19 protein-coding genes are annotated in these 18,232 nt (G+C 45.6%); 8 read left to right on the forward strand and 11 right to left on the reverse strand.

Going from position 1 to position 18,232, the window contains the following annotated elements:
* Positions 1-70: 70 nt before the first annotated feature.
* A complete protein-coding gene (locus HPY28_RS18845; RefSeq protein ID WP_174226167.1) occupies positions 71-733 on the forward strand; it encodes an NAD(P)H-dependent oxidoreductase in 663 nt (220 codons plus the stop codon).
* Between the two features lie 192 nt (positions 734-925).
* Positions 926-1,354, forward strand: coding sequence for a hypothetical protein (locus tag HPY28_RS18850; protein WP_017251745.1), 429 nt, complete (start codon positions 926-928; stop codon positions 1,352-1,354).
* Positions 1,355-1,452: 98 nt separating this feature from the next.
* On the opposite strand, the gene HPY28_RS18855 is transcribed toward HPY28_RS18850, so the two are convergent.
* The gene (locus tag HPY28_RS18855; RefSeq protein ID WP_174231159.1) at positions 1,453-1,761 is read right to left on the reverse strand and encodes a hypothetical protein; all 309 of its coding nucleotides are present in this window, start codon (positions 1,759-1,761) and stop codon (positions 1,453-1,455) included.
* Between the two features lie 422 nt (positions 1,762-2,183).
* Between HPY28_RS18855 and HPY28_RS18860 the strand changes: the two genes are divergently transcribed.
* Positions 2,184-2,828 (forward strand): hypothetical protein, encoded by a 645-nt coding sequence (locus HPY28_RS18860; RefSeq protein ID WP_017251743.1) that lies wholly within the window; start codon positions 2,184-2,186, stop codon positions 2,826-2,828.
* A gap of 53 nt (positions 2,829-2,881) precedes the next feature.
* Here HPY28_RS18860 and HPY28_RS18865 read toward each other — a convergent pair whose 3' ends face one another.
* Positions 2,882-3,664 (reverse strand): tetratricopeptide repeat protein, encoded by a 783-nt coding sequence (locus tag HPY28_RS18865; protein ID WP_174226165.1) that lies wholly within the window; start codon positions 3,662-3,664, stop codon positions 2,882-2,884.
* 161 nt (positions 3,665-3,825) lie between these two features.
* Between HPY28_RS18865 and HPY28_RS18870 the strand changes: the two genes are divergently transcribed.
* On the forward strand, positions 3,826-4,683 hold the full coding sequence (locus tag HPY28_RS18870) for an SDR family NAD(P)-dependent oxidoreductase (RefSeq protein WP_174226164.1): 858 nt from the start codon (positions 3,826-3,828) through the stop codon (positions 4,681-4,683).
* Between the two features lie 67 nt (positions 4,684-4,750).
* Here the strand turns inward: HPY28_RS18870 and HPY28_RS18875 are convergent, their stop codons facing one another.
* A complete protein-coding gene (locus HPY28_RS18875) occupies positions 4,751-5,257 on the reverse strand; it encodes a DUF2165 family protein (protein WP_174226163.1) in 507 nt (168 codons plus the stop codon).
* 270 nt (positions 5,258-5,527) lie between these two features.
* Here HPY28_RS18875 and pdxR point away from each other — a divergent pair, with 270 nt between their 5' ends.
* Positions 5,528-6,991, forward strand: coding sequence for a MocR-like pyridoxine biosynthesis transcription factor PdxR (gene pdxR, locus HPY28_RS18880; RefSeq protein WP_174231160.1), 1,464 nt, complete (start codon positions 5,528-5,530; stop codon positions 6,989-6,991).
* Positions 6,992-7,484: 493 nt separating this feature from the next.
* Here pdxR and HPY28_RS18885 read toward each other — a convergent pair whose 3' ends face one another.
* From HPY28_RS18885 to cyoA, 8 genes are all read right to left on the reverse strand, one after another.
* Entirely contained in the window at positions 7,485-8,441 is a 957-nt protein-coding gene (locus HPY28_RS18885; protein WP_017251738.1) for a carbon-nitrogen hydrolase family protein, read from the reverse strand.
* Positions 8,442-8,509: 68 nt separating this feature from the next.
* Positions 8,510-9,082 carry an SCO family protein gene (locus tag HPY28_RS18890; RefSeq protein ID WP_173623883.1) on the reverse strand — a complete coding sequence of 191 codons (573 nt, stop codon included), beginning with the start codon at positions 9,080-9,082 and terminating at the stop codon, positions 8,510-8,512.
* Positions 9,083-9,097: 15 nt separating this feature from the next.
* On the reverse strand, positions 9,098-9,424 hold the full coding sequence (locus HPY28_RS18895; protein ID WP_017251736.1) for a c-type cytochrome: 327 nt from the start codon (positions 9,422-9,424) through the stop codon (positions 9,098-9,100).
* 36 nt (positions 9,425-9,460) lie between these two features.
* Positions 9,461-10,327 (reverse strand): heme o synthase, encoded by an 867-nt coding sequence (gene cyoE, locus HPY28_RS18900; RefSeq protein ID WP_173623884.1) that lies wholly within the window; start codon positions 10,325-10,327, stop codon positions 9,461-9,463.
* A 28-nt stretch (positions 10,328-10,355) separates the two neighbouring features.
* Positions 10,356-10,688, reverse strand: coding sequence for a cytochrome o ubiquinol oxidase subunit IV (gene cyoD, locus HPY28_RS18905; protein WP_017251734.1), 333 nt, complete (start codon positions 10,686-10,688; stop codon positions 10,356-10,358).
* Positions 10,689-11,285, reverse strand: a complete 597-nt coding sequence (gene cyoC / locus HPY28_RS18910; protein WP_017251733.1) for a cytochrome o ubiquinol oxidase subunit III — start codon at positions 11,283-11,285, stop codon at positions 10,689-10,691. It abuts the gene before it with no gap.
* Entirely contained in the window at positions 11,285-13,258 is a 1,974-nt protein-coding gene (locus HPY28_RS18915; protein ID WP_017251732.1) for a cbb3-type cytochrome c oxidase subunit I, read from the reverse strand. The genes cyoC and HPY28_RS18915 overlap by 1 nt, the downstream gene beginning before the upstream one ends.
* 36 nt (positions 13,259-13,294) lie before the next feature.
* Positions 13,295-14,200 (reverse strand): ubiquinol oxidase subunit II, encoded by a 906-nt coding sequence (gene cyoA / locus HPY28_RS18920; protein ID WP_017251731.1) that lies wholly within the window; start codon positions 14,198-14,200, stop codon positions 13,295-13,297.
* A gap of 260 nt (positions 14,201-14,460) precedes the next feature.
* Between cyoA and HPY28_RS18925 the strand changes: the two genes are divergently transcribed.
* The 3 genes from HPY28_RS18925 to HPY28_RS18935 are packed head-to-tail and all read left to right on the forward strand — an operon-like array spanning position 14,461 to position 18,210.
* Positions 14,461-15,981, forward strand: coding sequence for a spore germination protein (locus tag HPY28_RS18925; RefSeq protein ID WP_017251730.1), 1,521 nt, complete (start codon positions 14,461-14,463; stop codon positions 15,979-15,981).
* 6 nt (positions 15,982-15,987) lie between these two features.
* Positions 15,988-17,112 (forward strand): Ger(x)C family spore germination protein, encoded by a 1,125-nt coding sequence (locus tag HPY28_RS18930; protein WP_174226158.1) that lies wholly within the window; start codon positions 15,988-15,990, stop codon positions 17,110-17,112.
* A 3-nt stretch (positions 17,113-17,115) separates the two neighbouring features.
* On the forward strand, positions 17,116-18,210 hold the full coding sequence (locus HPY28_RS18935; RefSeq protein ID WP_371813509.1) for a GerAB/ArcD/ProY family transporter: 1,095 nt from the start codon (positions 17,116-17,118) through the stop codon (positions 18,208-18,210).
* Positions 18,211-18,232 lie beyond the last annotated feature (22 nt).

Consider the following 18,232-nt stretch of genomic DNA (forward strand, 5'->3'; position numbering starts at 1 on the left):
GCTCAGTTTTGTAAAACACCCATTTTCTATCAACGGTTTCATAAACTTATTCGAAAGTAGGTATGACATCATGCGTAAAGATCAAATCATAGAAGCTTATCAATTCAGACATGCCTGCAAGGAGTTTGATGCAGCTAAAAAAATTGCGAATGAAGACTTTGATTTTATTATGGAGACTGCTCGCCTGTCGCCTAGCTCCTTTGGCTTTGAACCATGGAACTTCCTCGTGCTGCAAGATCCGGTTCTTAGAGAAAAGCTGTTACCCGTCACATGGGGTGCGCAAAAACAACTGCCGACTGCAAGCCATTTCGTCATCGTACTGGCGCGGACCAAACAAGAAATGACCGCTGATTCCGAATATATCCAGCATATGATGAAAGACACGCAAGAATTGCCGGAAAACGTCGTACAACAAAAAGGCGCTGCTTACGATCACTTCCTGAAAAATGATTTCGCCTTGTTTGACGACGAGCGAGTCATGTTCCAATGGGCATCCAGACAGACCTACATCGCACTTGGCAATATGATGACGTCTGCTGCCATGATCAGCATTGATTCTTGCCCCATTGAAGGCTTTGCAAAAGAAAAGGTCGAGGATATCCTAGCAGCGGAGGGACTCCTCGACAGAGAACGCTTCGGCGTCGCTTGTATGGTGGCATTTGGCTACCGGAAAAATGAACCCCGTGCGAAAACGAGACAAGCGAAGGAAGAGATTATTCGTTTTATAGGGTAAAACCAATGACTAGCTTCACGTAAAAAGCATTCGTATTGCGAATGCTTTTTGTCGTTTTATATAAATTTCAGTGAGTCTTCCTTATCACTAAATGTGAAAGATTAGTGAACATGATTAACATATATTTACAATTATCCAAATAATTGATATCTTGTTCTTGTCCCAAATTTTACATACTCAGGAGGAATTTACATGAAAAAGTTTGCTACTACTGGTCTACTTGCCCTAACACTCGTATTAAGTGTATCTGCATCCGCATTTGCTGCCGTATACCCTGATAATGAACCAAACAATACCAGAGACACTGCAAATGTTTTTCATGTAGCTGATGGAAACCAAATTAACGGTAAACTGGATAGACATAACGGAGACCAGCAAGATTACTTCAAGTTTACTCCTACCGTAAATCAAAAAGTCCGTTTTCAAATCGCCTACTCCAAAGCTAATAAGCAAGAATTCAAACTAATATTGGGTTCAAACGAGACTACTTTAACGAAAGACTATTTCGATGTAAATTTAGTTGCTGGAAAAGAATACACTTTTAAAGTTGAAGGACACTCTTACGATTACGATAATAACAACTTCAACTATTCCGTATATACTTACGTGTTGCCAAACTAATAAACATAACAAAGTCGCCAGCAATGGCGACTTTGTTTCGTATGAAACATAAAAACAACCATCGCACAAAACGACAGCTGTCAGGTTGATACTTAACCTTATTCCCCGTACTGAAAGCCTACAATACGACCGGCTTCATCCACAGAAATGGTGATCCCCTTGCCATCGGCTGGACGGAACGTCACATCTGCTGTCACAAAGCCATAATCGTAGTCTTCAAAATTGGCACCACCACCGCCCTGCTCGACCTTTGCCTCTTCTTTATACTGGCTCGCTTGATCGCCCACCAGCTGTTTCAGGAAAGCGGCTGCTTTCTCTTTTGCCCTCTTCTCGGCAGGGAGCTTTTTCGACACCCAATCTGGATTTTGGATCATTACTTTACTCAAATCGTTTGTACGGGTATCCATGATAACGAAAGCTTCTGCTCGAGGGGTCGGACTGTACACCCGTTTTTGCGCTTCAAACATTTTCAGGAGCTGCCAGTTACCGTCGATGCCGTAATCATCATAATCGGAAAACTTTGCAGTGTCGGTAGTTATATGGGATGGAACTGGGCATTTGTCCGTTTTGCGGTTCAATATTTGGGAGAGAAGATTCGCAACCGCTATATTTCGACAAACAATATATGAAAATAGGAAAATACACCCATTTTATTTTTGTTTGAATGGGTGTATTTAGTCCTAGTACCCTTGATTATGTAAGAGAGGGGGTTTTTGTTGGAATATTCACAATTAACCTACCCTATTTCCAGTATTATACACCCCATGATAGAATCGGAAAGGAAATTCCGTAGTTTTCCAATTATGTATAAAAAGGTGGATCTATTCAGATGAAAAAACTAGTATCCGTAGCTTTGTTGCTCTCCATTTTGGCTGTCTCTGCTTGTTCGAACAAGCCAGCTGATACAAAGCCAGCTGAGCAAAATGCAGCACAAACCACAGAAGCCGCTAAAACAACTGATGCTCCAAAAACAGATTCGGCTACACCAGCGCCAGCTGCAACAAACGACAAGCTGGAAGCGAAAAAGGTTCTGAACGACAAAGTGGAAATCTTGATTCCAAAAGGCTTTACTGTCATGTCCGAAGAGATGGCAAAAGCAAAATACCCAACGGAAAATCGTCCTTCCTTGATTTATACCGATGAAAAAGGTTCCATTAACATTGCGTTTAGCCATACAGAAACACCTATTCAGGACAGCCTTCTCAAAGACATGAAGGACCCAATGAAAGAAGCGTTCTCCAACATGTACCAAGATGCGACCTGGTATCGCGATGAAGTCATCCAAATCAACGGGAAAAACGTTGGTGTGTTCGAGATGCTGACTCCTGCTGCTGATACGAAAATTTACAACCTCATTTTCTTTACAGAGCTCGATGGCAAAATGCTGATGACCACTTTCAATTGCACCGAAGCACAAATGGAAGAGTGGAAGCCGCTTGCGCAAGAAATTTTGATGTCTTATAAAGTGCAATAAGGAAACAACGATTCCCCCTCATAGAGTAAAAGCACCCTTCCATGGGTGCTTTTTTAGTTTTTTCTTTTTGCTGCATCCAACTCTTTCTTCCGACGAAGCAAAGCCTCCCGAGAAGGATACGGATTGGGAAACTGCAATGCTCGCTCGATGGATTGAAAAGCTTGAGCATGCATCCCTGCTTTTCTTTGCGCGTCACCTAGGTAGTACCAATACCTCGCCGAATCGCGCTCTTCTAGGACAGACTCATAGTAGGTAACCATCTTCTGAAAATAATAGGGATAGACATCGTCTGCGATTACCAAATTTCCTGCGTCCCACCTATACACCTCTACTTGAAACGCTTTTCCGCTATCATGTAGCCACAGCGCAAGCTCAGCGTTGCCATCCGTTCCATTAACCCCCGGCATGTCTTCCACCTCAACCCTGCTTGCTCGAGTCTCCTGATGGAGCATGTGCATAAATCCATTCGCCGTCCACTGCAAAATATCTATATTCGACCATACCCCGCCTATTTGCCACCCAATCAATAAGCTATTCATTTGGGCATCGACAATGGGAGCAGCCAATAAATCGGAAACCGTATAACCTTGTCCTTTGAAATTGCCGATTGGATGCCAGCGATTCTCATCCTGCTTGGCGACCATGACGTACATTTCGCCCTGGTTGCGATAAACACAGGCTATTTCCTGATGATTATCTCCATCGAGATCAGCGATGATAACAGCTGGTTGATCGTGCGGCTTTGGCATGACTACTAGTTCTGCCGTAGGAGGTAACAAGCTCTTTATGATGCTCCAATGCTGCGTTCCGATTCGCTTCATATTGATCTCACCCATCTTTCCAGTCTCATCAAAATATATGCTACTTTTTTCACCACATGCTCTCAGTATCCACGCTTGCACTCGCTCACAAATAAAAATAGACATTTCATTTAATTGTCTATTATAATCAAAACAATAATTGCGGACGTTTGCATTTATTTTAAAGGAGGCCTATCATGAACCATTTTGAAAACAAAGTAGCCGTTATTACTGGAGCCGCCAGTGGTATTGGTCGCGCATTGGCAATGCGCTGTGCTGAGGAGCAGATGAAGGTTGTTCTTGCCGATGTAGAAGTAGCGGCGCTCCAACGAGTAGAGCAGGAGTTAAAGGCAGCAGGAGCAACTGTCCTCGCCGTTATAACGGACGCTAGCAAAGAAAAAGATATCCAGGAGCTTGCACAGAAAACGCTAGACTCGTTCGGTGCTGTCCATCTATTGTTCAACAATGCAGGGGTTGGGGCAGGCTCGACAATCTGGCAAAGCACCGTCGCTGATTGGCAATGGGTCATGAATGTGAACTTGTGGGGAGCCATTCACGCTACACAAATTTTCGTACCCATGATGTTAAAACAAGGGACTGAATGCCACATCGTGAACACCGCCTCTCTCGCTGGCCTTGAATCCGGACCAGGGAATAGCATTTATCGTGTAAGTAAGCATGCGCTAGTCAGTCTGTCGGAAACCCTCTACCACGAATTGAAAATGATCCAAGCCAAAATCGGTGTTTCCGTTTTATGCCCCGGCTTTGTTCAGACGCAAATATGTGACGCCCATCGCAATCGTCCAGCCGAGTACAGCAAACCAGGAGATATCGTGGAGCCCTCACCAATGACTACCGCCATCGACCAGTTCATTCGTTCAGGTGTCGAGCAAGGAATTTCTCCGAAAGAAGTAGCTGATCACACCTTCCTGGCGATCAAGAGCAATCGCTTTTACATTTTGCCAGATCCCTCGTATAAAGAGACTGTGCGTCAGCGAATGGAAGATATTTTGAACCAGCATAACCCGACATTCGTGATTCCCTCGCATATTTAACTCCCAACGAAAAATGCGATTCAAACCAAAAAGCCACGCTCTCAAAGGAACGTGGCTCTAATTTTACCTATTCTGTTAATTCTCGATCCCGTAAAGAAACCAAAATCACGAATCCAATCATCACCTCTGTAATGTTAAACGCTACCTGCTGACCATTCCATACTTGTGATTGCCACATGGCGAACCACTCTGCGCCCACAATTACAAATCCGAAAAACCAGATACAAAAAGCAACCATGTAAGCCATGTATGCGAATGTTTTAGAGTTATTGAACGTTTTTGCATCCTTCTTTACATTCCGCAGCATATTTCCTGTAGCGATCCAACCAAAAAGTGAGAACAATCCTTCCGCAATGATGATTCCGATATAAGCTATGGTGTGAGCAGTAGGATCAGTAATCGCTCGCCACATAAGTGCGTTCCCCTCAAACGTGGTATCCATGGACAGAACATGTTGAACAAATTGATAATTGGAATGGTAGTCCATGAGATTCCCTAAGAAAATGGACGTCCCAAATGCTGCGGATAGTGCTACAACTAAAACCTTTACATACCGTAATGTCAAATTACTCAATGCTAATCACGCCTCTTTTCCCTCGCTTTGTGTCTTTACTCATTCTCGATTGGATTGACACACCCTTTCTCTTTGCAAGAAAAATCTATCTATTTTCATCACGAGTATTCATCACCACCAGATGGAAACCTAATCATACTCATTCGGAAATGAAACCATCCAATTCATCATTTTTTTACCCATCCATGTTCAACAGTTTGGAACGGTTTTGTCACATGTATTTTTCTTAACAATGTTATGATGAAATGGATTCCCCCCATATAACAAACAATGAATATGTGCAAGGTTGTGATTATCATTTGGAAGCCTGATCGGTCGAGCAGTCAAACACTATACCACCAAATAGCCGATGAGATTGAACGCAGAATTTCATATGGAGAGTTCCCCCCTGGGAGCCTGCTCCCATCTGAGAGAAAATTGGCTGAGCAATTAGGGGTAAACCGAAGCACTGTTATTTTAGCGTACGAGGAACTTCGGGCATTAGGCATCATCGAGAGCAGAACAGGAAGCGGTACTCGTGTGAGTAAAAATAAATGGGAGGCAACTCCGAAGCATACACCGAACTGGCATCGATATGTAGAAGGTGGTCAATTCCTCCCGAATTTGTCTTATCTGCGGCGGATCAGAGAGGCCTTGCAAAAAGACAGCAGCCTCATCGATTTTGCGAGTGGAGAATTGTCTTCCCAGCTCTCACCAGGCACGGAAATCAGTACCCTGATGAAGGAAAACCCCTTCACCGAATATTTGGGATACGACAATCCACAAGGCTTTACGCCATTGCGTGAAGAACTGGTCTCGTATTTGTCACGATATCGGAATGTGCAGACAACCGACTCTTCCATTCTCATCACGTCGGGTTCTCAACAATCTCTGTATTTGATCACACAATGTCTGCTTGCACCCGGCGATGCAGTTGCCATCGAAGATCCCTCTTATTCTTACTCGTTGCCTATGTTTCAATCTGCTGGCCTTCGTCTGTTCCGCCTTCCTGTCAGCAATAACGGTATCAATCCAGAAGATATTCGAGCCTTGTATAAAAAACATCGGATCAAGATGATCTTTATCAATCCTACTTTTCAAAACCCGACAGGGGTTTGTCTTGATCCCACTCGGCGCACGCAGCTGTTGGATGTAGCAAGCGAACTCGGTCTTCCGATTGTCGAGGACGATCCTTTCAGTCTGACTTCCTATGACGGCAAGCCTCCACTGCCACTCAAATCATTGGATCAGCTTGGCTCCGTTGTCTACATTGGTTCCTTTTCCAAAATTGCTGCATCCGGTTTACGCGTCGGTTGGATGGTAGCACCTCATTCCGTTGTCGAACGTTTGGCAGATGCCCGCCAACAGATGGATTTTGGCCTGAGCGTGGTGCCACAAAAAATCGCGGCCCAGTTTTTGCATTCCGATAACTTCCTGCCACATTTAGAGCGGTTACGTATGCATCTACAATACAGAAGAGATTTGCTTGTGGAGGCACTGCAAAAAGAGCTGCCCAATGAGCTGTCTTTCACCGTTCCCCAAGGCGGATTACACTTGTGGTGTAAAATTAACCCGAATGTGAACGACAACCACTTATTTGAAGAAGCCCTTCGCAGAGGCGTCGTCTTTGTGCCAGGCAGTGTGTATGGTTCAGACTCCGGCTACATTCGCTTTACCTATGCACGACCAAAAGAAGAGGAAATTACGCTTGGTGTCACTAAATTTGCGGCTGCTTTGAAGGCTGTTTTGACATAAAGATGGTGGTCCGCCAACGATTGTGGTCGGGGGAAGCCCTGCCACATGTTTTCCAGTCGCCTGTATCCTCTCTACGTTCGGGCGGTCTCCTTCCAAACATGTGACAGGACTTTCGTACAGCTTTTGTTTCTTTCAAGCTATTAGAGTGTAGTAAGTTTTAATTCTCTTTTTACTACTTGGATTTACCTTAAAGGATATTTGCCAAAGCTACGCAGGAAGAAGCGCATTTCCAGTCCAAGCGCCTCTGGAGCCCATCCCAGCACCGGAATAAATGGCGGGGAATTTCAGCTTCACTTATGGAATACTTCTTCGAAACTTCTACGTTTGAAGCGCTCCCGCCATTTATTCCGGTGCGGACAGTCAAATCCCCCCTTGCGGGGCGTAGGCCGAAGCGTAGACTGGAAATGCGCTTCTTCCCCCACCACAGCAACTACAAAAAAGACCTCCACCGCTTGTATCAAGCAAATGGAGGTCTTTTTATACTATATAAGCTCTACTTCATCCACTTCACATTCTCTTTTTTCTCTTCATTCACCAACAACGTAAAAACATCCGGTCGCGAGTAATGTCCAACGACATCAAAATCGAATTGGCTATAAGCGATATCGCGAATGTCCAGATCAGCGTAGAGAATCTCCTCCCGACCAAAAACAGGCTCGACGATATAGTCACCCAAGGGCCCCACAATCGCACTTCCACCTCTGCTCATCTCGTCTGGCGAAGAGGCAAGATCTTCGTAGCAGGCCAAATCAGTTGGATACATATCTTTTGTTACGTACTGATTGCTCGATAAGACGAAGCATCTGCCTTCCAATGCGATATGGCGGATGGTAGCTTGCCACGCATCCCTCGCATCAGCTGTAGGTGCGATATAGATTTGAACGCCTTTTGCATACATCGCCGCTCGTGCTAGCGGCATATAATTCTCCCAACAAATCAGGGCCCCGATCTTACCGTAAGGAGTATCGAATACCGGCAAAGTACTTCCGTCCCCTTCGCCCCAAATCAACCGTTCGGATGCAGTCGGCTTCAGCTTGCGATGCACGCCGAGCAACTCACCATCAGGACCAAAAAATAAGACGGAACAATATAAGGTGCCGCCGCTATTTTCATTGTCTCTTTCGATCACACCAATGACGAGATACACGCCAGCTTTGCGTGCTGCCTCCCCGAGCTTGTCTGTCTCTTCACTCGGGACGACAATCGAATTGTCCCAATAACGAAACCAGTCTTTGCGACCTTCTGGAGAACGACTGCCTACCTTTGTCCCAAAAGTAAGGCCTCTCGGATACGCCGGGATAAAAGCTTCGGGAAAAACAACGATTTTCGCTCCTTTTTCGCCTGCTTCCAATGTCAGTGAAACCGCCTTTTCCGTACTTCCATCACGATCCATTATGACCGAAGCAGCTTGAACAACTGCTACTCGTACGTTATGTTGCTGAATTGACATGTTACATCCCCTCCCAAATAGAGCATCTGTCTTGCTTTCCTATTATTCGGCGTACCCGACTGACTCCCCTACTCCTGCAACGCTTTCATATCCTCGATAATTTGATTGTAAGGCACGTCCGTCATTCCTTCATAACGGTTAACCACTATTCCCTTTTGATCGACCAAGTATAAAAACGTGTCGTGGACGATTTGATCGGAATTAGGGTCCTTTTCTATCGGAGTCTTGAATGACTTGAGAATAAACGTTTTGATCTCATCAAATCCATAGCCAGTCAATGCATGCCAATTGGAGAAGTCAGCATTGAATTTACCCAGATATGACTTCAATGCCTCCGGCGTATCTCTTTCTGGATCAACCGAGAAGGAAACAAACTCCACATCAACGCCAGCTTCTTTTGCTTTTTTCTGCAATTCAGCCATGTTTGCGGTCATCGTAGGACAAACGGTTCCACAATAAGTAAAGACAAAGTTAGCAACCCATACCTTATTTTCCAGATCTTTCGATGAAAAAGGCTTCCCTTCCTGGTCCGTATAAGCAAATTCATTAACCGGATAGTTGTAATCATATCTTGCTGGACCACACGCAGTTACCAAAATCATCAGGATACTGAGCATGATCAACCAAGCTGTTTTTTTCATTATACCGCTCCTCTCCTATTCCTTTTTCTCAGAGAGCCACTTCGCTAACTGGCCGATTTCTTCGGCGCTGAGTACATTTTCATAACCAGGCATGCCATTTGCGCCGACCGTAATTATTTCAACGAGTTTTTCCTCCGTCATTTTCGAGCCAACTTGCTGCAAGCCTGGACCCACCCTACCGGATAAATCGTTACCGTGACAGCTCATGCAATTATTTTTGTATAGCTTCATCGCACTTTTATCTGCATCTGCAACTTCTGCTTGTTCTTCTGTTGCACCACTGCCACATGCAGTTACGAGCAAGAACAGAGAACTGATCATTAGATACTTGATAGCTTTCATGGAACTCCCTACCCTTCCTACGGGAATGACTATCCCTTACAAAAAGGGACGGCCTGTCGTATCCATTACCATGCACACAAACACAATCATCAAATAATGAATCGAGATGAAAAAATTCGTCTTCGCCCATTTTTCCGTATTCTCCGACACAATCCCAATAATCGTATGCCCCATCCATACCATTCCGAATAGGAAGGAAACAGCGAAAAAGATAATCCCTACGTAACCCAACACATACATAATCGTTACCGTTGGCAATAGCAAAACCACGTACGGAATCATTTGCAGCTTGGTCCGTTTGATCCCCTTCATTACCGGGAGGAGAGGAAATCCAGCTGCTGTATACTCATCTACACGTCTAATGGCAAGCGACCAGAAATGAGCAGGCTGCCACAAGAAGAGCAAAGCGAACAAAAGCCACGCTCCTGCGTCAATCTCATTCGTATAGGCACAATATCCCATCACAGGCGGCATTGCCCCGGACACTCCACCAATGGACGTGCTCCAAGTGGACGTTCTTTTGAGCCACATCGTGTAAACAACTACGTATACGAACATCCCGAATAATCCGAGCCAACCTACTAACGCATTGACTTTATAAAATAGCACCAGCTCTCCCACAAGACCGAGAACCAGGGCGTACAGCAGTACGCCCCCAGGTTTCAGTCGTCCAGTAGCAAGTGGCCGGTCTTTCGTACGAGTCATTTTTTGGTCAAGCTGCCAGTCCCAAATGTTATTTAACACGCAGGACGAAGCCATTGTGAGTGTGGTTCCAATCATCAGCCATAACAAAAGCATCCAATCCGGCTCCCACTTACTCGCTACCCAATACCCACCGAATGCTGCTACCAGATTGAGTTGAAGAATGCGGGGCTTGGTCAGCTGTATCCAATCTGCTAGCATCTCCATCCCCCCGACAAAATGTTGGTCATTATAGGGCGACCATGTTGTACATCATGATCCAAATCGAACCGATCACGATGAGGAATACGATAAACAACCCGAGTAAGAGCGACATCAAGTTGTAACGAGGTTTATCCTCTTCTTTCAGATGCATGAAGAAGAATAACTGGACAATAAACTGGAACAGAGCCGCCACTAAATAGATGATGATTCGCTTATCGCTATCCAACCAACCGTTCTCTAGGGCTAGAATGGGAATGATGGTGAGTACAAGCGACAAGACGAAACCGATCACATACGATTTCAGGGAACCATGACCGCCGTGTTGTTCTGTCGTGCCATGCACAGATTGCTTGCTCAATTAATTCACCCCCATCACATACACGATGGTGAAGACGAAAATCCAAACAATATCAAGGAAATGCCAGAACAAGCTGATAATGTTTACTTTTCGTTTCGTTACGGGTGTAATGCCGCGCTTCGCGATTTGCATGATGACGATGATCATCCACCCTATTCCGAGCGCCACGTGCAAGCCATGCGTTCCTACCAGCGTGTAAAAAGCAGTCAGGAATGCACTCGTGCTAATCGTTGCCCCTTCGCTTACGAGGTGCATGAACTCGTTGATTTCCAGGAACAAGAAGGATGCTCCCAAAAATACGGTAACTCCCAGCCAGTTCATCAACGCAAGACGATTGCCTTTATTCATCGCGAGAATGGCAAGACCGCTCGTAAAGCTACTGGTCAACAAAATAAACGTACTCGCGTAAATACCATTCATTTGAAACAAATCTTTTGGACCTGGTCCACCATCCGTATTTCCTTGCAGTACGATATACGTCGCAAACAAGGTAGCGAATAAGATAACATCCGTCATGAGGTAGATCCAAAAGGCAAACGTGCGCAATTCCTCTTGGTCTGGATGATGATCATGATGTCCAGCATTCACATTAGCCATTACGTAATCACCCTCCCTGCTTCAGCCTCTGTACGTTTAATCTCTTCCACCGTAACGTAATAGTCCGTGTCGTAGTTAAACGAGTGAACAACCATACACGCAAGTACCCCGATAAACCCTGGTACAGCCATCCATAACCAGTCAAAAATCAAACCGAATCCGACAAAGAACCAGAACATGGACATCACGATTGGAATACCGGAGTTTTTCGGCATATGAATCGGTTCCAACTCTACTTTCGCCGGCTTTTCCAAGCCTTGCTCGATGCGCAGCTTTCTTTCATGCCAATCATCTTGAGACGTTACCTGTGGCATTACGGCAAAGTTATAGAACGGAGCTGGAGAAGGAATCGACCACTCCAATGTACGAGCATTCCATGGATCTCCTGTTGTATCTCTCTTCATGTGCTTGAGGCTGTGTGCAATGTCCCAAATTTGGACAAGGAAGGCAGCTCCCATGATTACGGCACCGATCGTCGATACCAGGTTCATTTCGAACCAACCTTTGTCCCATCCGTACGAATAAAGACGACGCGTCATTCCCATCAAGCCCAGCGCGTATTGCGGCATGAAGCACAGATAGAACCCGATGTTCCACAGCCAGAAAGCCCAACGGCCAATACGCTCATTCAGCTTGAAGCCGAAAATCTTCGGCCACCAGTAATACAAGCCCGCGAAGAATCCAAACACGACACCCGCAATAATTACCTGGTGGAAGTGGGCAACGAGGAAGTAGCTATTGTGATACTGGAAGTCAGCAGGTGCCACGGACAGAAGTACACCCGTCATCCCACCGATGACGAAGTTCGGGATAATACCGACCATCCACAGCATCGGCGTTTCAAACGTAATTTTTCCTCGGAACATCGTAAACAACCAGTTAAACACTTTCACACCCGTCGGAATCGCAATCAACATCGTCGTGACCGCGAAGAACGCATTGACGTCCGCACCGGAGCCCATTGTGAAGAAATGGTGCGCCCATACGAGGAACGACAGAACGCTAATGATGATCATGGCAAACACCATGGATTTGTAACCAAACAGTTTTTTCCGAGAGAACGTCGCCACGATCTCGGAGAAAATCCCGAACGCTGGCAGAACGATAATGTAAACTTCCGGGTGACCCCACATCCAAATCAAGTTGATGTACATCATCGGGTTACCGCCGCCATCCAAGGTAAAGAAGTGCCCACCCAAATAGCGGTCGATAAACAGCAGTGCCAATGTAACAGTCAAGATTGGGAATGCGAAAACGATTGCGATACAACTCGACAAAACTGACCAGGAAAACATCGGCATTTTCATCAACGTCATACCAGGAGCACGCACTTTCAAAATCGTCACAATAAAGTTAATCCCGGTCATCAAACTACCTATACCCGAGATCTGAATTCCCCAAATGTAGAAATCCTGACCTGGTCCCGGGTTAAAGGCTAACTCCGAATACGGCGGATAAGCCAGCCATCCTGCATCCGGGGAACCCCCAATGACGAAGGACAAGTTAAACAGCATCGCCCCTGAGAAAAACAGCCAGAAGCTGAGCGCATTCAAAAACGGAAAGGCTACGTCACGTGCACCGAGTTGCAGCGGCACGATGACATTGAACAAGCCAAACATAAGCGGCATCGCCATAAACAGAATCATAATGACGCCATGCGTCGTAAAAATCTGGTTATAGTGATCCCCACTCAAAAACTGCATATCAGGCATAGCGAGCTGAGCCCGCATCAGGAGAGCATCTACCCCTCCTCGAAACAGCATGAGAACGGAAGCGAGAATGTACATGATACCGATCTTCTTGTGATCGACAGTTGTCAGCCATTCGCGCCAGAGCCATCCCCATTTTTTAAAGTAAGTCAGCACCGATACGATTGCGATGATACTAAGCACAATGCTGACGTCCGCACCGTAAATAAGTGGATCGCCTGTTACGAAAAATTCAGAGGCGAATTCTTTCACACTCTCCCACATCGTTGTCTCTCTCCTCCCTCTTTCAATTTCAACCGACTATTCTTTCACCCGCGCTGGCGGTTGCACTCTCGTAGATAAGCCGTGATTGTGTGAAGCAGCATACTTGGTCACAGTCATCTCGTACAATCCTTCAGGGAAAGCGGAGAAATAGCGTACGTCCGAAGTTCCTTGTTTGGTCAGCTCTTTGTAGCCATCCAACGTCAGCCCAGGGGAAGTATTTTTCACCTGATTCACCCATTGATCAAAGTCTTCTTGGGAAGTCGCATTCGCTGTAAAGAACATCTTCGCAAATTCTTTTCCGGTAAAGTTCGCACCAGATCCCATGTACTCACCCTGCTCATCTGCTTGCAGGTAGAGAGTCATAGACATGCCGGACATGGCATAAATCTGACCGCCAAGCTGTGGAATCCAGAATGAATTCATCGGGGCGTCAGATGTCACTTCAAAGCGTACTGGCGTATCCTCTGGGAATTGTACATAGTTCACAGTGGCAATGCCTTGTTCAGGATATTGGAACAGCCACTTCCAATCCAAATTCGTCACTTGAATCGTGATCGGTTTCTTCTCGGATTCCAACGGTTTCGATGGCTCCAAAGAATACGTGTACTGAACTGTCACGATCCCAATTAACGCAATAATGATGATGGGAATGCCCCACCAAATGATTTCCAGTTTCGTACTGTGTTCCCAATTCGGCGTGTACTTCGCCTTTCTTCCTTCTCTGTCACGGTATCGCCATACAATGACAAAAGTAAGAATTAGTACAGGAACAATCACAATTAACGTTAAAAGCGTGGATAAAATCATTAAGTCCTTTTGCTGTTCACCAATGGGTCCTTTCGGATCGAGCACGATATAGTTATCAGCGCAACCGGTCGTCAAGAACAGCAGGATGAACATGAACAAAAATGACATACAGCGTACTGTCTTGGACGTCTTCATGTCCTTGTCCTCATCTCCTATCACCATGCACGGGGTACTATTGAAACAAGTCTTACTCTAAAGCCGGACCAATGGAGTGTCACCAGCCAATGACAAAGTGGATCAACCAGCCATGTTCAATAATCCGCTACATTTTGGACAATTTTTAGACACAAAAAAACCTTCTCACGAAAAGAAGGTCCTTCTCTAGTCGAATGGAATTGGAAATCGATGGGTACCCTAAGATCACTTCCATCTCATTACTGATTAGGTGAAGCGACGTGATCAAAAAGTTTCGGAGAAAGCTATCCATCCATCAATTCAAACAGAACCAGGAACCACAAGAAACTCCCCTCCAGGAGGATCTTCAAGCAAATGTGACCACTGTTCGGAGTCATTTTGGCTTCACGAGTGATCTAGCCGTCCGAACCATTTGGCTTGGGACAAATCCATCACAACAAGCTTCTTTGCTGTTCCTGAAAGGTATGTCGAATCAAGACGTAATGGATCGGGATGTCATTAGACCGCTGATGAATACCATTGGCGATCTCCACGAGGACATGATTGATCATATTATGAATGCTGTTCTGCATGTCTCGATGGCGTGGAAGGAAAGCACACTTGAAAAAGTGCTCGAACAGCTTGCCCGCGGATATATCGTGCTTTTTATTCATAACCAACAACAATGCATTATTATCGGAGCCAAATCGCTTGGACAAAGAAGCGTGGAAGAGCCTGCCAAAGAAGCAGTCATTCGCGGTCCACGCGAAGGCTTTATTGAAACGATTGACACAAATCTCTCACTGATTCGCAAAAGATATCACAATCCCAATCTCCAAATTGAAACCTATTGGATCGGTACACAATCGGATACTAGGGTATGTCTCGCCTACGTCCGAGGAGTTGTGAAGGAAGAATTGGTCGACGAGGTGAAAAAGCGTATATCCGCCATAAAAATGGATGCCATCTTGGACTCCGGCTATATTGAGCAATGGATCGAAGACGAGCCTTTTTCCATTTTCCCAACCATCTTCAACAGTGAGAAACCGGACATCCTGGTAGCCAAAATTTTAGAGGGGCGTGTCGCCATTTTGGTGGACGGCAGTCCAGTTGCCCTCATGGTACCAGCTACGTTTCAAGAGTTTTTTCAAAACCCGGAGGATTACTATTCCCGCCCTTTCTATGCCAGCTTATTGCGCTTGCTTCGCTATGCAGCTTTTTTTGTCTCAGCATTTCTCCCGTCTCTCTATATATCTTTCGAAAATTTCCACAAGGACTTAGTCCCCCCCACGTTGTTGTTCAGTTTTATCAATGCCAGAGAAGGGGTTCCGTTCCCTTTGCCCATCGAGCTGCTTCTTATGGCGATCGTGTATGAATGGCTGCGTGAGGCTGGGGTCCGCATGCCTCGCCCCATCGGACAAGCTGTCAGCATCGTAGGAGCTTTAGTCATTGGTGAGGCGGCCGTTAGTGCGGGATTAGTTGGGGCGCCGACCGTTATTATCATTGCCGCGTCAGCCATCACTTCGTTTATTTTCCCTGCCATTTCTGACGTGGTAGTCATTCTGCGATTTGTCTCGATTTTTGCCGCCTCGGCGCTTGGACTGTACGGCAATTTTCTCGTCTTTTATCTGGTTGCTATCTATTTGTGCGATCTGCGTTCGTTTGGGATACCTTATCTTGCTCCTTTAGCTCCTTTGAAACTGCAAGATTGGAAGGACTTCTTTATTCGCTTTCCTCTTTGGTTCATCAAACTAAGCTCTGGTGCTACCCCTTTCCCACTGAAGAAGCAAAAGGGAGAATGATTGATCATGAAGACGCTAACTGCTGTGATAGGCTTGCTGACTGTCATTTTAGGGGGTTGCTGGAATAACATCGAGCTCACTGAGACAAGATTTGTCACGGCAATTGGAATCGACTTGAACGAGGAAGGCCGCTATGTCCTTACTGTGAACGTCATGAAGCCAAGCAGTGGAAAAACGGATGGAGGCTCGGCGGAAAAAAGCGCGATTATCCAATCGACAGGCTATACCATGTTTGACGCAGCCCGAAATATGATCGAGTACTCGGGGTACAAGCTTAGCTATCATCAAATGCAATACGTAGCGATTGGCACGGACGCAGCCAAAAAGGATATCATTGGTCCCCTTGATTTATTTTTTCGCGATCAGGAATTATCCGGGCGTCACTGGGTCATTTATGTCGAAGGGAAAGCAGAAGCTCTCCTGCACACAAAAGGAAATACGAACGACATCCAGCCTCTGCAAATCAACGAGAAAATGATAGCCAGTCGAGCCATTGGCAAATATCCACCCGTACGTTCACTCGACCTTATGCGCATGATGGCGAGTAAAGAGAAAGTAGGCTATCTGCCGATCAGTCATCCCATCCAATCAAAGAAAGAAAGCCGTGAAGCTGGAGCTGTCATTATCAAAGGCGGAAAAGCTATCGCTTCGATCAATGAGACACAGGCGCGCGGATTACTGTGGACAACGGGGAAAATAAAAAGCACGATTGTCATCGTTCCACTCAAAAAGCAGGGACAATACGCATCGATCGAGATTATAGGCTCCAAAACAAAAATCCGTCCCGTTCTCGAAAATAATCAGTTACATATCCAGGTGACTGTCCATCCACACGGATATATTGGAAGTCTTAATCATCCCATTCCAATGGACACAGAGACGTATAAATCGTTGCAGACAAAAGTCAATCATGTCATTCGAGATGAAATCCATGAAGCTGTAGCAGTAGCGAAGAAAAACAAGGCCGATATTTTTGGCTTTCATGAATATGTGCATCGCGCGTATCCACAAGTGTGGAAAACCTGGGAAGAACAATGGCCCGCTCACTTTTCAGAGCTAGACGTAAAAGTGAATGTTCAGAGCAAGCTCCTCTTAAATGGACTTCTGGCAGAGCAACTTGGCGAAAAATAAGGAGTGGGATGGTTGGACGTCCGCACGATTTCAAGATTTCAGTGGGTCTCAATCCATGCATTAAGTCTCCCCATCATGGGACACGTCTTCCTAATCGAACCACTGATTCATACCGCTGGCAAAGACGGCTGGATATCTGCTTTGATCAGCATTCCTTGTGGCATTCTATTCGTCCTGCTGTTGAGCATACTGCGAAGTAAACTTCAAAACACCTCGTTGCTGACGGGAACAGAAGAAAAAGCCGGTAGAGCACCAGCTGTCATTTTGTGTGTAATCTTACTCGCCTATTTTCTGTATGCTTCTGCTACGACGATGCGTGGTCTGGAGGAATTCGTCAAAATAACCTTTTTGCCAGAGACGCCTCTCTGGGCAATCGGCACGAGCTTCATCCTTCTCATTTGGTTCAGTCTGCAAAGAAACATCGAATCCATCGCTAGAATTGCCGTGATCTTTTTTTTGATGACGATGATAACGGGACCGATAGTTGGACTGACACTCATGCAAGAAAAAGATTATGCCCGCATTTTGCCGATCCTCGACAATGGTTGGGGACCTGCTCTGGAGGGCTCGCTTTTCTATATTGCCTTGTGGGGGGAACTGATCTTAGTCCTCCTGCTTCAGACAAAATGGGTCGGAGTGCGTCATGATTTCAATGGTTTCTCCTTTCTTGTGTTATTTAACGTCTTTTTGGGCGCCTCGATGCTAATGGGTGCCATTGCTGTATTTGGGCTGCCTCTCTCGGAAAAATTGGACTGGCCGGTACAAAATACAGTCAGACAAATAAAGATGGGTTTTATAAGCCGGGGAGACATTTATGGTTTATATACGATGACAGCAGGCTGTTTCATCCGGGTAGCTGTATTTTTATATGCCATCTGTGAATGTCTTGCCTTTCTCCTTTCCACCACTTACAAAAAGCTGAGCTTGCCCGTCTGTTTGGTTACGCTTTTGCTGTCTTTACTCGTCTTTTCCAATCATCAACAACTCTTGCAGGCTAATCACGTCTATTTTAAGTATGGATACGTACTCCTGCTGCTGCCGATTTTTTTGCTGATTCTCTTCCGGATCAAAGGAGGAAAGGCGGTAGAGAACCCTTAAGTAAGCAAAAGAAAAAGGCCAC

Source organism: Brevibacillus sp. HB1.2, assembly GCF_013332495.1.
Lineage (GTDB): Bacteria > Bacillota > Bacilli > Brevibacillales > Brevibacillaceae > Brevibacillus > Brevibacillus porteri.

What these genes read in the sequence shown, in the direction of transcription:
- HPY28_RS18845 (WP_174226167.1), top strand. Translation starts at nt 71, where the DNA reads ATGCGTAAAGATCAAATCATAGAAGCTTATCAATTCAGACATGCCTGC.
- HPY28_RS18850 (WP_017251745.1), top strand. Translation starts at nt 926, where the DNA reads ATGAAAAAGTTTGCTACTACTGGTCTACTTGCCCTAACACTCGTATTA.
- HPY28_RS18855 (WP_174231159.1), bottom strand. Translation starts at nt 1,761, where the DNA reads ATGGATACCCGTACAAACGATTTGAGTAAAGTAATGATCCAAAATCCA.
- HPY28_RS18860 (WP_017251743.1), top strand. Translation starts at nt 2,184, where the DNA reads ATGAAAAAACTAGTATCCGTAGCTTTGTTGCTCTCCATTTTGGCTGTC.
- HPY28_RS18865 (WP_174226165.1), bottom strand. Translation starts at nt 3,664, where the DNA reads ATGGGTGAGATCAATATGAAGCGAATCGGAACGCAGCATTGGAGCATC.
- HPY28_RS18870 (WP_174226164.1), top strand. Translation starts at nt 3,826, where the DNA reads ATGAACCATTTTGAAAACAAAGTAGCCGTTATTACTGGAGCCGCCAGT.
- pdxR (WP_174231160.1), top strand. Translation starts at nt 5,528, where the DNA reads ATGAATATGTGCAAGGTTGTGATTATCATTTGGAAGCCTGATCGGTCG.
- HPY28_RS18885 (WP_017251738.1), bottom strand. Translation starts at nt 8,441, where the DNA reads ATGTCAATTCAGCAACATAACGTACGAGTAGCAGTTGTTCAAGCTGCT.
- HPY28_RS18890 (WP_173623883.1), bottom strand. Translation starts at nt 9,082, where the DNA reads ATGAAAAAAACAGCTTGGTTGATCATGCTCAGTATCCTGATGATTTTG.
- HPY28_RS18895 (WP_017251736.1), bottom strand. Translation starts at nt 9,424, where the DNA reads ATGAAAGCTATCAAGTATCTAATGATCAGTTCTCTGTTCTTGCTCGTA.
- cyoE (WP_173623884.1), bottom strand. Translation starts at nt 10,327, where the DNA reads ATGCTAGCAGATTGGATACAGCTGACCAAGCCCCGCATTCTTCAACTC.
- cyoC (WP_017251733.1), bottom strand. Translation starts at nt 11,285, where the DNA reads ATGGCTAATGTGAATGCTGGACATCATGATCATCATCCAGACCAAGAG.
- HPY28_RS18915 (WP_017251732.1), bottom strand. Translation starts at nt 13,258, where the DNA reads ATGTGGGAGAGTGTGAAAGAATTCGCCTCTGAATTTTTCGTAACAGGC.
- cyoA (WP_017251731.1), bottom strand. Translation starts at nt 14,200, where the DNA reads ATGAAGACGTCCAAGACAGTACGCTGTATGTCATTTTTGTTCATGTTC.
- HPY28_RS18930 (WP_174226158.1), top strand. Translation starts at nt 15,988, where the DNA reads ATGAAGACGCTAACTGCTGTGATAGGCTTGCTGACTGTCATTTTAGGG.